General features: G+C 59.9%; 8 protein-coding genes and 1 pseudogene. 6 read left to right on the top strand and 3 right to left on the bottom strand.

Features of this window, described 5'->3' with window-relative positions; all coding sequences use genetic code 11:
* The first annotated feature begins 27 nt into the window (after positions 1–27).
* Complete coding sequence (locus tag ACTAQI_RS04575; RefSeq protein ID WP_457949843.1) at positions 28–543, top strand: variant leucine-rich repeat-containing protein; 516 nt, start codon at positions 28–30, stop codon at positions 541–543.
* A gap of 1,028 nt (positions 544–1,571) precedes the next feature.
* Here the strand turns inward: ACTAQI_RS04575 and ACTAQI_RS04570 are convergent.
* On the bottom strand, positions 1,572–5,171 hold the full coding sequence (locus ACTAQI_RS04570) for a hypothetical protein (protein WP_457949842.1): 3,600 nt from the start codon (positions 5,169–5,171) through the stop codon (positions 1,572–1,574).
* Positions 5,172–5,979: 808 nt separating this feature from the next.
* Between ACTAQI_RS04570 and ACTAQI_RS04565 the strand changes: the two genes are divergently transcribed.
* On the top strand, positions 5,980–8,589 hold the full coding sequence (locus ACTAQI_RS04565; protein ID WP_457949841.1) for an AAA family ATPase: 2,610 nt from the start codon (positions 5,980–5,982) through the stop codon (positions 8,587–8,589).
* Between the two features lie 1,620 nt (positions 8,590–10,209).
* Here ACTAQI_RS04565 and ACTAQI_RS04560 read toward each other — a convergent pair.
* Together ACTAQI_RS04560 and ACTAQI_RS04555 are read right to left on the bottom strand one after the other, a co-directional pair.
* Positions 10,210–10,350 (bottom strand): hypothetical protein, encoded by a 141-nt coding sequence (locus ACTAQI_RS04560; protein WP_457949840.1) that lies wholly within the window; start codon positions 10,348–10,350, stop codon positions 10,210–10,212.
* Positions 10,351–10,471: 121 nt separating this feature from the next.
* Positions 10,472–11,107 carry a hypothetical protein gene (locus ACTAQI_RS04555; protein ID WP_457949839.1) on the bottom strand — a complete coding sequence of 212 codons (636 nt, stop codon included), beginning with the start codon at positions 11,105–11,107 and terminating at the stop codon, positions 10,472–10,474.
* Here ACTAQI_RS04555 and ACTAQI_RS04550 point away from each other — a divergent pair.
* The 4 genes and pseudogenes from ACTAQI_RS04550 to catC all read left to right on the top strand — a co-directional run bounded on the left by ACTAQI_RS04550 (position 11,061) and on the right by catC (position 14,255).
* The gene (locus ACTAQI_RS04550) at positions 11,061–11,780 is read left to right on the top strand and encodes an MFS transporter (RefSeq protein ID WP_457949838.1); all 720 of its coding nucleotides are present in this window, start codon (positions 11,061–11,063) and stop codon (positions 11,778–11,780) included. The two genes, ACTAQI_RS04555 and ACTAQI_RS04550, sit on opposite strands and share 47 nt — an antisense overlap.
* A 125-nt stretch (positions 11,781–11,905) precedes the next feature.
* Positions 11,906–12,850 carry a LysR substrate-binding domain-containing protein gene (locus ACTAQI_RS04545; protein ID WP_457949837.1) on the top strand — a complete coding sequence of 315 codons (945 nt, stop codon included), beginning with the start codon at positions 11,906–11,908 and terminating at the stop codon, positions 12,848–12,850.
* Positions 12,847–13,949 (top strand): annotated as a pseudogene (locus ACTAQI_RS04540) (mandelate racemase/muconate lactonizing enzyme family protein). The gene ACTAQI_RS04545 and the pseudogene ACTAQI_RS04540 overlap by 4 nt, the downstream one beginning before the upstream one ends.
* Before the next feature lie 27 nt (positions 13,950–13,976).
* Positions 13,977–14,255, top strand: a complete 279-nt coding sequence (catC, locus tag ACTAQI_RS04535; RefSeq protein WP_457949836.1) for a muconolactone Delta-isomerase — start codon at positions 13,977–13,979, stop codon at positions 14,253–14,255.
* Positions 14,256–14,270 lie beyond the last annotated feature (15 nt).

Raw genomic sequence — 14,270 nt, 5'->3', positions numbered from 1 at the left:
GTGTATTGGAGCATCTACGATGTCCTGATGCTGGTATCGGGACTCATCACCCTCGTCATCGTCATCGCACCAGTCAAAGGGATCACTCCCCGCACGCGCATCACAGCGGGCGCGATCGGCGGGGCGCTCGTGCTAGCCTCGCTGCTGCTCGCAAGCATCCCGTTCTTCCGCTACCCGGGCATCGTCGTCGTCGCCCCCGCGATCGCGCTCCTGAGCGCTATCGCAGTAATCGGCAAAGCCGTGCGTGCCCAGAGTTCCCTTCAGATAGGACAACAGGGCCACACCCTTCACCATCAGGAATCTGGCCCGATGTCCGGCCCGGCACATCCCGAAGTCGAAGCAGACGTCCAAAGCATTTCTGCGCACCTGACCCCGGCGGAACTGATGGAACTCGCAGCCCGCGACCGAACCCAGTGGGTCGAGATAGCCCAGCACCCCTCGGCCTACCCCGACTTGCTTGAATGGCTAAATCAGTACGGAAGCGCCGATGTGAAAGCCGCCGTGGCCGCACGCCGCCACGTCGATGCACCGGATCCTGCCTAGGACCCGTAGGCCCCAGACCAAGGTGTGCGCTTGTTGCCGTCTACAAGGGGATGAAGCGCGCAAGTGAGTCAAGCAACGCAGCAGCTTGAGCGCCAACGCCGGTGCCAGGAGACCAACGTCGCGAACATGGAAGGCGGAGCGGTAAACGACCCGAAGGGCGCCCCCAAATGTCCAGGTAGGCAGTCACGCAACCTCGCGGGTCAACAATTCAGAGTCGTGTCTCATCACGAAATCCCGTTCCTGGTTGTTCTCGCGGCGACGCGAATGACGCTTCAAAAGCAGCTCGGCACCTTGCAGCAAAAGAGCCGACCTAGACGTATGTGTCTCCCCCGAAATCCGCTCCGGCCGCCGATAGAGATCTTCGCGTAAATGCAATTTCATAATCGGCCAGGCCCTGCGGCGCTTGACAGACGCACGCGAGCCAGTCATATAAAGCAGATATAAGTGTGGACAGTGTCCACACCCCCTTTGGCCTGACAAATCGAGCACCCCCTTGCCTGACGTCTAAGAGTGGCCCCTCAAGAAAAGTTTCGCGCCAAGGTGGGCAAAGTCATGTCGTCCCCACACGTCCGCCCTATGAATAGGTGTAGGCCAGCCGGGCCACCCGACAAACCGGAACGAGGAACCCCACACACCCAACCACAGCAGGCGGAAGGCCCACCAGCCAGGGACTTGGACCCGCCACCCCACACACCTGAATAGGCTCCGCGGCAGCCAGGCCACAGACCGCGCACCTAGCGTCAGAGGGACGCCACCACAAGCCATGTCAACACGTTAAAGCAAAATCCCCTCTGACGAGGGGATATGCTCTGCCCGAGGTGGGCTCGAACTGTATTCCAGGCCTTCTAAACACTGGGAACCCGCGGAAACATGCGGAATCCAAGACAGTCCTGCCCCTGTATTCCCCGTTCCGGGACCAAAGAGGTTGACATTGTCAACAGCCACCTGGCGCTGGTCCCAGCCGGAGATTGAGGACCTTGATCGGGAAGCCACGGACCGCACCCGACAGTCAGCGGTAGTATTTCCCGCTACCAGTCCTCCTCGACCTCCCGTGCAAGAGCCTGCCCGCGCCATTTCTCCAAGGAAGCAATCAATGCACGAATCCATGGTCGAACCGTACGGGACAGAGAATGATCGGTGAGCCAGCCCTCAACCTGTTCGATCTGCCGGCCAATTCGGTCCGACTCGTTGCCGGACCATGATCCACTGACGAACTGTCCGACGAGCGCCGACTTCACACGGTCGTCCTGAGAAAAGTTTTCAAGTAGGAATTTAGCGGCCGGCGGCAAGGTAGCGCCCTCCATGGGAGTCACGGACGCAACGATACGTGCTCGCTCGACATTCCTGCCGACCCAGCGCTCGACTATCGGTAATTCGACAGCCAGCCCAAGCCAAACATCCATACCGACAGAAAATCGCCAAGATCCAGACTCGATTCGGCCCATGACGTCTAACCACGCTGGTTCCCCAGCAGCTTTGAGGGCCTGGTGCCATAACCGTGCTTCTTCCGAACTGCCATACGCATGTATAGCGGCATCGTCTATGAGGTTCGTGAGCAAGCGAGAGAGGCCCAGGGGGTCTTCCGCGAGCTGGCGCTTGGCAAGTCGTGTCCAACCCCAGGATTTCTGCCCGATACTCGGGAACTCTTTCCTCATGGCGACGAGCTGTGTATTCAGCGGATCGAGCAGTTCGAGACGGTTCTCCTTGTTGTAGAGGTGATGGGAGGCGAAATCAACCGCCGCGTTGTAGTCGTCCTGCGAATCGATGACACCGAGCCAGTACCTCAAGTAACGAGCAACGTGTTCTTCCGAGGCTTCGTGCATCCACGCAAAGAGGAGTCTCGCGGCAGCGCCAATAGATACTTCGTGCACAAGCTGGTCGACTCGTTCAACTGCCCTTGGTGAGCGAGGGCCTCGTACCGTTAGCTTCAGCTTCTGCAGGGGCGAAATGTCCTGCCTATCTATGTAGCGGTCGTAGGCGTCAGCGTTCCCATGGTCAACCAATCCATTAAGGTACCCGAACAGGGCCTCCTCGTTCGGGCCCTCTAAGAGTCCTGTCAGCTTCTGCTGCACCCGTTCACCGTCCACTCCAAGCTCAGCGAGGGCAGTGCCGACTGCGTAAGCCGCTCGGACGGTCTGAGCGAACACGAGCTCCAGCAGCACTTCACCGGGACTGTCGGAGACCGTTGTGGCGGCAGCAATGAGGTCTCTAGCCACTTCTTCGATAGGTCTGTCCCATAAGTTGGTATTGGCCGCGAGGATCAGACTCTCACGTGCGTCCTCGGGCGGCAATATCGCTTCCAGCAGTTCAAGACTGCGGCGGCGCTGGTTTGTTTCCTCGATCTCGTCGGCTTCCCGCACCGCTTCGACCCGCGTGAACAGGGAACGTAGTTCTTCAATGGCGATCCGCACCTGCGAGATTGTGTCGCCGGGCAAAGTGGCCAACACCTGCCCGAGATGATCACGGACCCGAGGTGTATCCAGCGATCCTTGGATGGCATCAATTAGAGCCTTTACTGCAGTCGACGATACTTCCTCGTCTTCATCGCTGGCGCAAGTCCCCAGTACGTCGATCGCGGCGTTGCGGTAATTCCACACATCACCCCATGTCTGGGGATGTCCGCGACGTTCAACTACAAGTCCGCCTTGGAGCTCCCCCGATACCATGATTGATTCATGTACGGCCAAGGCACGGGCCGCTCCCTTGACGGCGAGTAGGCGAATGCGTGGGTCATCCGAAGTCGCCACACCCTGAAGATATCTAATCCGGATTTGGGGAGCTGCCGCAGTACCGGGAAGCATCATGCCGAAGAGTTCGATCCACGTTCCGGTCGAATTATTGCTGAATGTCTCCGATTCAGACACAGCAAGTCGGAGTAAAGAATCCGCGGCGATTTCAAAAGTTCGCGAGTGCCAGGCAAGCTTTTCCAACGTCCAAACCAGGTCACGTCGAAGCCTCTTGTGCTCACGCAATTCCTCTTCGCTGCTCGCCTCAATGAGCGAGGAGAGCCGGTCAGCAACAGGGCCAGGCGCCAGCACGGCAAGATGAACGAGCAATCCTGAACGATTACTTCTCTCCAAAGTGTCCAATGACGAAAGTACTCCGGCCTCAGGCATCAACGCGGCAACGGCACTGCTCCCGCTGTCGAGCTCGCCTATCTCCGCCGCACGCCGGAAGAGCCGTTCGGTCAAGTCTGCGTCAAGAATCGGGAGGAGGTCGGTGATAATCCGTCGTCCGTACTGCCCCCAGCCCTGTGCCGCCAAGTACACAGCCAACGGATGAGGCGCGACGCTCCGGTATCGCCCTTGACGAGATAGAAGCCCTTGCCTCTGAAGGGAAGCGACAGCGGCATGGAGGTCGGCTTCCTGGAAACCCAAACCGGACGCGATGGTGGAAAGCTCAGCTGCCATGTCATCTTCGTAGCCGAAACGGCTGAATAACGCGAGGGCGCAGCACGCTAAAAAAAGTGTGCCGTCCGGAAGCTGATCAGTGATAAAGGACCGAACATCCTCTTCGGTCACAAGACTTCTCGCCGATCCGGACCCGCGCCCGACCAACGCTCTGGCCGCTTTCAGGGCATAGTCAATGTTCCCGGCAACGACATCAACAACGACTCGTTCCGCTTCAGGCCAGAGCTGAGGCTCGTTCTTCTGAAGAAGCTCCCTCAGAGATTCATCTTCGAGGCCCCCGAGCGAAATCATCGGGCTGCGGGTCGAGTTACCGCCCGGCTCCCCGATCGTTAAGAGACGAATCGTTGAATTCGCATGAAGTATCGATGCATAAATCTCGTGCTGCTTGCGATCGCACTCATCAATGACGACAACTGCTGACCGTTCCTGACCCTGCAGATGGACTAGGAATGATATTGGGAACTGATCCGCTGCAGGCGCATATACGACGATGGCCTCACAGGCTTGGCCACGAAGGGCCTCGAGCACGAGTCGGGTCTTCCCCAAACCGCTCTCGCCGTCAATGTGCAGATCCAGCTGCTCATTGCCCGAAACGACATCTCGGACCGTCTCCATCAATGCATGACGCGTAGGCGATTGTACCCAAAGCGTCTGATGCAGTTGCGACCGGCTCCATTCATCGAAAGTTTGCCCAATATGACCGGCGCCCCGCAACACTGGACTCACGGCTAGAGCCGGGTATTGCTCAGCCCAGCGCGCGAGGGCGTCGGCGCCGATCACGTCGATCGCGCTCACTGCCGGCGTAATCCCTGCCCCGCGAGCCGCCTCCACCAAAGCCCTTCGGCGGGAATCAATCTTCGCGGAAGTAAGACTTACGCCGAGGACCAGCCTGTATGATCCGCCGTTTCGAAGAATTTCAAGCGCTTTCGTTGCCCCCTTCAGCTCCGTCACGCATTTGCCGGGAGGGAGATCCCCAGCTTTAAACTGCCACGCACTGGTTCCTGCCGGAATCCAAGCCGTCTCGGTAGCATGGTTGAGGCCAGCGTCGACCCCACCGTCGCCTACATTTTCGAGGTACGTGGTTTCAAGGGCAGTGCCTCGCATACCGTGGGCCGCCGCTTCAGTGGCGATCAAACGACTCACAAACTGACCGAAGTTGGCACCTCCCAAAGTAGTGATCTGCTCCGGCTCAACCGAGAATGGACCGAACTCCGTCACTGGGCCCGTCCTATGGCGTTGGAGAAGTCACTTACCGGCGGTCTCACAGAACTTCGTTTCAAGCTGCTCTCATTTGCGAAATGCGACATCGTTTTGATGGGATTTTCGCACAAGTTCGACTGCTGTTGATATCCACCAGAACTCATGTCGAAGGCTTACCACTCCGCAGAGGCAACTTGGTCAAGATGATCCTAGTCCGTGTCACTTTGGAAGGGGGGTGCGAACTAGCGATTATGCGACAGTTTTGCGGTTACCTCACCAGCAATCAATGAATGTCATAACTCTCAGGTATCGTTGCTTGTAGTAGCGAGTGTACAAACGAATACACACCTGGTCATCGAGACGTGCAGTAACAAAGCATCGTTTCAACATAAAATGGGGGCACTTTGCGCTTGCTCAAAGCGTTAGTTAGTGGAATTTATGATGGTTCAGTCGACTCGATGGGGCAGGCGGTCGCTGCAGAAAATGCTTCCGTGCCTCCCCAAGAGCTCAATGGGCCCCACTTTTAGGTCAATTACTAAGTCAGGTCAATCGATCGTTTACTCAGCTCATTGGCTGATTTCCTCACGTTGATAACCCTGACGGAGATATTGGGTCTGGTGACATGTACGGCGCAGCCCCGTGAATCCTCTAAGGCCTGATCGTCGCGATGAGGAAACTACGAGCCTCTGCAGTTGTCTGAGTAGTTCATATCTCTGGTCTGCAGCCAGTGATTTGCACAGAAATAATTAAGCCCTTCGAGTTGCGAAATGCTACCCCTCGCACTTGTTCAGGCAGAACAGCCACAATCAGATACAAAGGACATAGCGTGAGCAGCGAGCTAACGATGGACGAACTCCATTCTGGACAAGAAAGAGGGGATGAGCAGGAGGATCCGAACTTTCTCGATCCGCGGGCTCTCCTTGCCGAATGGGCGAACGCGAACGACGAGTGGGTTCGCCTACTCGTAGCTGAGGTGATCGCAACTGGGCGCCCTATTGGCGAGTCCACGATTGAGAAGGCGTATCTGCTCTTTCGTCAAGAGAAGGCACTCGCCGAGCGTGAATTGCCGCCCGTTCCCTCACTCAATCTTGAAGCACGTCAGGACGAGACTGCTCCGCCGCTTGTTCTGACTCGGCTCTCTGATGTCCGCGGTGTCAACGCGTTGATACCTGATGCCGTCATCGAACCTCACAAAGGCCTGACGATCTTGTACGGAGAGAACGGCACCGGCAAGACCGGCTACTCCCGCATTTTCAAAGCCCTCGCCAAAAGCCGCACGGCCGATACGATTCTCGGCAACATCGAGCTGGGCGCCACTGATGGGCCAAGCGCCACCCTTGAATTCAAGCTCGGCGAAGAGGAACGGACGGTTGCCTGGACCGGTGACCAAGGTATCTCGCCTTTCACCAGGATGTCGATCTTCGATAGCCCAGCCGTCACAACTCACGTCGACGACGATCTCGACTACGTGTACGTCCCAGCGGCCCTCGCGCTTTTCAAGCACGTCACGGCTGCCATTCAAGCAGTAGCCGGGCGAGTCGACTCTGCGGTCACTGCGCTCAGCTCCGGGAACCCGGGTCTAACAGCACGGTTCCAGCGCGGATCAAACATCTATCCCCTAATCGAGACACTCGGGGCTTCCACCGACCTCGTTGATCTTAAGTCGAGAGTTAGGAGCGGAGAGACCGCGGAGTCCGAGCTTGATTCACTCGGTCAGAGCGTTGCGGCCCTACGGTCTAACACCACCGGGACACACATCGCTGCGCTCAAAAGCGAGCAGCGGGTCTTAAGCCAAGCTGTTCTGGCGGCCGACTTTCTTCTTGCCTTCGATGCAACCGTGTACAACGCTGCGGTTGTAGAGCGGGCGCAGCTTGGCAAAGACTACGAGATGTTCAGAAACGAACTATTTGCAGCGGCCAACCTACCTGCCGAGCCGGAGGAAACCTGGAGCGAATTCATTGCAGCGGGAGAAACCTACCGCCTTCATCTCGTTCAACTTGACGCACACGATGTCGGTCGCTGTCTCTACTGTCGCCAGCCTCTAACGGACCCTGCGCGAGAACTCCTGGCACGTTACTCAACCTACCTTGAGGACAAGATCTCGGCAGAGATCCGGGCCACTGATGCCGCCCTGGCTAACTTCAAGCACCAATTCGCCAGCATCCAAAACAATGAGATGAGTACATTCATTGAGCAGTACAAGGATGAAGAAGTGCGTCCGACATGCTATCCACAAGTCGACGTGATCGAGGTTCTGCGAAGCAAAGTAACCACAGCGGTTGACGCGCTGCAACCGATCGATCTAGAGATGACCGCCGCGCTCACTGGACCCAGATCCGAGACAGCGGCGGCGCTGACAGTCACCGGCGCCAGTATCAACGAGCTAGAGAGCCAGCAACTGAACCGGACCGAAGTCTTGGCCGAAAAACAGAAAGATTTGCTGGAGCTGAAGGATGCTCTTGAACTCGGCAAAACCTGGCAACTTATCGCAGAGCAAGTGACAAATGCTAAGGAAGCTGACCGGCTCCGCACGCTCAAAAGGCCAATGCCGCAGCTCGTACGCGCGGTTACGGAACTCTCCAAGACCGCGAGCAACCAGCTGATAAACCAAAGCTTCGACGCACTGTTCCTTGAAGAATGCGAAGCGCTCCGGACACCCCCGATGAAACTCCAGTTTGTCGGCCGCGACGGCAAGGCCCAACGCAGAAAAGTCATGACGGGTAAGCACAGGCCCTCGAAGGTGCTCTCGGAAGGCGAACAGAAAGTTCTAGCGCTCGCCGACTTCCTTGCGGAGTCGCGGCTTGCTGGGATCACGGCACCTGTGATCTTCGATGACCCAGTCTCCAGCCTCGACCACCGCCGAATTAACGAGGTCGCCCGGCGAATTGCGCAACTGGCGGACGACAACCAGGTCATCGTGTTCACCCACGACATCCTGTTTGCCACGACGCTCCTCAGCCTTTTCGAGAAATCAAAGCGCTGCACCTACTTCCAGATCACCGACGATACCGGTAAGGGGAAGGTCACTCGAGCAACCGGTCCGCGGATCGACACGTTAAGTGCAATCAAGAAACGCATCAACGGGACGATTCAAACAGCGACTGCACAGGAAGGCGAGGTTCGAGATGCTCTCATCCGCGTGGCGTACGGTCATATCCGCGCATGGTGCGAAGTCTTCACAGAGGAAGAACTGCTGAAAGGCGTGACCAAGCGTTACCGGGCAAACGTTCAGATGACCACACTTCCAAGCATCAATGGCAGCAAACTAGATGAGATTGCCCCCAAGGTGACTGAGATCTTCGAAGTCGCCTGTCGATACATCGACGGTCATTCGCAGCCGCTGCTGACATTGGGCGTAAGTCCGACTCTGGGCGGCCTCCAGCAGCATTGGGCGGAGCTCCAGGAGCTCAAAAGACTGAACGATGGCACGGCTTGATGAGCGACATAATGTGCCACGAGTCCGCGTTGGTTCCTTTCCGAGGGGCAGCCGGAACATGATCTCAAGTGATCTTCCAAACTGGGCCGACGCGCTAAGTGCCCTACTTTCGCTCGCCACACTGCTTGCTGTCATTCTTGCTGCCGTCCAAATTCGCCACGTAAACCGTCAGATGCACAGAGAACTAGAGATGCAGTACCTGCTCCGCTTTTGGACTCTCATGGATCGCCGATCGGAGAAGTTCAAAGTCAAGGGCCGGCCTACTCCTGCCGATAAGGTCTTGTTGCAGGAATACCTCAGCCTGTGCGAAGACCAGAATGAACTCCGCAGTTTCGGACGCGTCACGGACCATACTTGGAGCTACTGGAGTCGCGATATCCGAACAATGTGCTTTTCTGGCCCAGTGAAAGGTGAGCTCGCTCGAGCGGATCAGTCCGACTACCCTCACCTCCGGCGCCTGCTGCTCGACCATGCCTACGACCCGCTTCGCCGTAGCTTGGCGTGGCGGCTTTGGCAGGGTCTTTGACCGGAACCGGTGGAGGGGAACGAATCGGAGGTTAAGCGACGACTGATTGCCCTGTCACTCGCCGATTAGTAGGGAAGGCCTCGGTCTCGCATAGGAGCGCAAACCTCCCGCTGCAGCGCTACCGGAACTGACCGTCGGCGTCCCATTGGCCGCCGAACGTCTGGAAGAGGTCTTCAAAGAAGTCGTCCCATGCCTCGAGAAGGTCACTAATTGTGAAAACCATGGGCTCGTGCCGCTGTGATTCGGGAGCCGAGCTTGCCATCTGCTCCACAAGCTCATCGACATGCCGGTTGCAGGCCCCACAAACCTTGACGGCAGGACTATCCGCATCTTCGGCATCCCGCAGCCCGAAACCTTTCGGAGCCAAGCCCACAACGAACCTCGTCGGCCTTCTAGAGCACCCAACCAGGATGCCCCCAACCAAGTCACCAACGCAGGCGACCGATTCCTTACTTGACGGCTTGGAAGGCATCACACGGGGTCTCCTGTCACTCTTAGATACTGCTGCGTGAACAGGCTACAAGCAAGCTCATAAGTCTCGATGGAGGCCGCCACAGCGCGCCGCACACATAACCATCGCAGTACAATCCCTCATCACTGGCACTCTTGCCGTGATCAAGAGCGGTGGCCGTGGTTAGTCATCCGCGTCCGGTCGGGCTGAAAGGACGTTTACTCCCACGGCTCTCCGATAGTTCATGTCGTTCCTGTACAGACTCGCAGGACACGCAAGGTCAGACCAGCCTTCACGTTCAGACGGGTCTGCGGTGAACCGCGCCGAGTAAACAAGCCGAGCCATGCTCGTCCCCACCATCAACGCAGAACATGCTCTGAATTTCGCTGGCCCAAGGCAAGGTCCGCCTAAGTACCTCCTGGCCGAGCAGAGGCCCGAGCCATCCCCCAGTTTGACCTGACACTGACAAATACGCTGCATTCCCCAATCAAGATCAGGAAAATGTCAAGCTTTGTCAAAATCCTTTGACCCGCGAAAACACTGTGCCCGAGGTGGGACTCGAACTGCATTGCAGGCCTTGAAAACACTGCTAACCCGTGAAAACATACGGACCTCGAAGCAGTTCGCGGGCGGTACGAGGCACTCAAAGACGAAGAGTGTGCATCATTGTCCACCACCCGAAGAGTTTCTGCGATCCGTGCGCGACGAGTACACCGCCAAGTGCGGCGCGGAACAGCGTGCGGGCCGCGGTGGTGGCTGCCGGCGTTGCGTTGTCATGGCTCATATTGATGATCCTTCCGGTCGAGTACGCGGGGTCGGGCTTTGGCGCCATTCTAGGACGCCGGGGATAAGGAATGCCTGGGCCTTGGACAGAGAAGAGGTTAAGCAGTTTCGTCCGCTCGTTGTCAAAAGCTGCTTCCCGTAGTGTCACCTGTGAAAGCCCGCCGGTCCCCCACCGGCGGGCTTTCCTCGCCGCCACGCCGCCACAGGCTCACCACCTCGGCAGTGCCGCACCGGGCCCTCCGCCTCGATCTGCGCCGCATCGCCGCGCGCCAGCCACTGGAGCAGGCCCTCGCGATCGGACTCAAAGCGCAGTGCGCCGTCCACTGGTCGCGTTCCTCGGTGACCAGGGTCATGCCCGGCACGTTCTTGGCGCCGAGCGAACGCACGGCGGCCTCCAGGGCGTCCAGCAGGGAGTACGGGTCGGCTTCCTCGATGGTCCAGGCGGTGTCCAGGTCCTGGTGGCGCACCACCACCTCCGCGATCTGGAGCGCCACGATCGACGTTGCCTGAAGTGGCCTGCCGTTAACTTGGACTTCCGGAGCAATGAGTGTGCCGGCCAGCCGCTCCGCCTCCTCGGCGAAGTGCATGGCCGAGGCCCGCAACTCCCCCGCTAACTCCTCCCGGGGCATCGCTGCCAGCGCGGAGATGGTATCGGCGCGGGCTTCAGCCGGAGCGTACAGCACGCGTTCCTCCCCGTCGGCGGCCCAGTCGATGAGCTGGACCAGCGCCCGTCCCCTGGCGGCGACGTGGGCGATCACGTGCGCCCTTGACTATGGGTTCGCCGCGGTCTTCTCCAGGCAGTTCGCGCTGGCTTCGGTCCTGCTGGGGCTCATGTCCTTCTGCGGCCTCCTCCTCACCTACGGCCTCAATACCTGGCTCCCCAAGATCATGGAGGGCTACGGCTACGGCCGGACCTACTCCATGTTCTTCCCGCTGGCGCTGAACCTCGGTGCCGTAGCGGGCGGGCTGGTCGCCTCCCGCCTGGCGGACAAGAGCGGCCCGCATCGGGTCATCGCCACAACCTTCGGGCTTGCCACCGTTTCGCTGGTCCTCATGACCTTCAATTTGCCGCTGCCGATGCTCTCCACGTTCATTGCCGTGGCCGGCGTTGGAACGCTGGGCACGCAGGTGCTGATCTATGGCTTCCAATCCAACTACTTCACCACAAATGCCCGCGCGGCCGGTGTGGCCTGGTGCGCCAGCGTGGGCCGGCTGGGCGGCGTACTCGGCCCGATCATCGGCGGCTGGCTCGCGGCAGCAGGCATCGGCGGGTCCGCCGCCTTCTACCTTTACGGCGGCGTTGCGCTCCTTGGCGCCCTGGTCACGGTCCTGGTCCCGCGCCAGAACAATCCTGAGCAAGCCGGGCACAAGGTCGGGGAGATTGCCGGGCACCGCGCTGAACCCGCCCGAGCGGCACAGCAGTTGCAGTAGCGAACGGTTACTGGCTGCGGGCGTCATTGAGTCATAAGAAAGAATTAGTGAGCCATTCTAGGGCTATCATGTGACTCAATGATGTCGAGCCTGCCCCGTGGCATGGCGTATGGGAGGGCAACACAGTGGACATCCGGCAGCTGAACTACTTCATCGCTGTTGCGGAAGAGCGGCACTTTGGGCGGGCGGCCAAGCGCCTCCATATGGCCCAGCCGCCCCTTTCCCAGCAGATCCGCCAGCTCGAAGAGCAGCTTGGGGTGCAACTGCTCAACCGAACCACCCGCCGGGTGGACCTCACGGCCGCCGGGCAGCTGCTCCTTGACCGGGGGCGGCAGATCGTCAACGACATCGGGACGCTGGAGGCGGACGTGTACCAGGTGGGCAAGGGCGCCACCGGAGTCCTTCGGGTGGGATTTTCCGGGTCTGCAACGTACGGCGTCATGCCCCAGATCGCACGCCTCGCCAAACAGCTCCTTCCCGGCCTGTCCCTGGCATTGAACGGCGAGATGCTCACCCCGTCCATGGAAGCCGGCCTCCGCGACGGAACTCTGGACGCCGCGCTGCTGCGCCCCCCTGTCTCATCCCAGGAGATCGACTACCGCGTCGTCGCCCAGGAGCCGCTCGTCGTCGCGGTTCCGTCATTCAGCGCGCTGGCGGAAGACCGGTCCGTGGCGATGCATGAACTGCAAGATCAGGACTTCATCGCATATGCGCCCGAGTCCGTGCTCTACCGCATCACCTCCGACCTGTGCCGGCAGGCCGGGTTCCAACCGCGCATCACCCAAGTTGTCGGCGAGACCTCCACGATGCTGGCATTCGTTGCCGCCGGGAGTGGCGTGGCGATCATGCCGTCCCGGGTCCGGGCTTTCCAGCTCGACGGCGTTGCTTACCGGGAGATCGAAAACGTCCCTTCCGTGGAACTCGCTGTCGCCTGGCTGCGCGGAAACCACTCCACCCTGCTGCAGAACTTCCTGGACGTCGTCGACGCCGCGACAGCCGCCGGGCCGCTGCCCGGCCCGGCCCCCGCGCCCGTCCCGCTTCCCACTGATGAAAGGCTCTCCCAGCCATGAAAATCGCAGCCAGTGAGGCGATTCCCTACTCGATCCCGTACCGCCACCCGCTGCATTTCGCCTCCGGGTCCGTCCACGAGGCTGACCACGTGCTGGTCCGCCTCCGCACGGACGACGGCGTGGTGGGCCTCGCGGACACCCCGCCGCGCCCGTACACCTATGGTGAGACGCAAAAGTCCATCGTCGCGGTGGTGCAGGACGTGTTCGCCCCCCAGCTGATCGGCGTCGACATCTTTGACCGGGAGAAGGTCCAGGAGGTCCTCTACCGCACCATCCACAACCAGACCGCCAAGGGCGCCGTAGATATCGCCCTGTGGGACGTCATCGGCAAGACTCTGGGGCAGCCAGTGACCAAGCTGCTGGGCGGCTACACTGACTCGCTGCGGGTTTCCCACATGCTCGGCTTCAAGCCCGCCCAGGAACTGCTCGACCTGGCACTGGAGTTCCGCGGGACCTACGGCATCAACACGTTCAAGCTCAAGACCGGCCGGCGCCCCCTCCACCTGGACATAGAAGCCGCCCGCGTGCTGCGCGAGGGCCTCGGCGGCGACGCCGAACTGTACATGGACGCCAACCGGGGCTGGTCCGCGAATGAGGCCGCAGAGGTGCTGCGCCGCACCGTGGACCTGGGACTGCAGTTCCTCGAGGAGCCGGACGACGCCCGCGAAGTCCTGGGCCGGCGTCGGCTCGTTGCCAACTCCCCCATCCCCATCGCCGCGGACGAATCCGCCCCCAACCTTGGCGAGGCCGCCCGGGAAATCCTCAACGGCGGGCCAACCTGCTGGCGGTCAAGACGGCCCGCTCAGGATTTACCGAGGCGGCCAAGATCGTGGGGATGGCCGAAGGCATGGGCATCGATGTGTACATCGGAAACCAAATCGACACCCAGGTGGGCACGGTGGCCTCGGTGGTGTTCGGCGCCGCATTCGCCCACACCGCCAAGCGCGCCGCGGAACTGTCCAACTACCTGGACATGGCGGACGACCTGCTGGCCGAACCCCTGCAGATCATCGAAGGGCGCATCCGCGTCCCCGAAGGCCCCGGCGCGGGCACCGGGGTCAACGCGGAAAAGCTCGAACGCTACCGGAGCGACCGCTAAGCCACCCCTTCCACGAAAGGAACATCAGTGAAGTACTTGGTCCATATGGACGTCCAACTGCCCGCAGACCTGCCCGAATCCGAGGCGGCTGGGATCAAGGCCAAGGAGAAGGCCTACTCGCAGGAGCTGCAGCGCTCGGGGAAATGGCCGGAAATCTGGCGCGTGGTGGGTGAATACGCCAACTACTCGATCTTCGACGTGGATTCCAACGACGAACTCCACGACATCCTCCAGAACCTTCCACTGTTCCCGTACATGGAGATCTCGGTGGTGCCGCTGGCCAAGCACCCCTCCGACATTAAGTAGGAACAAGCCAGCCGT

This window comes from Pseudarthrobacter sp. alpha12b (genome assembly GCF_054130495.1).
This window is presented reverse-complemented; position numbering and strand designations above follow the sequence as displayed.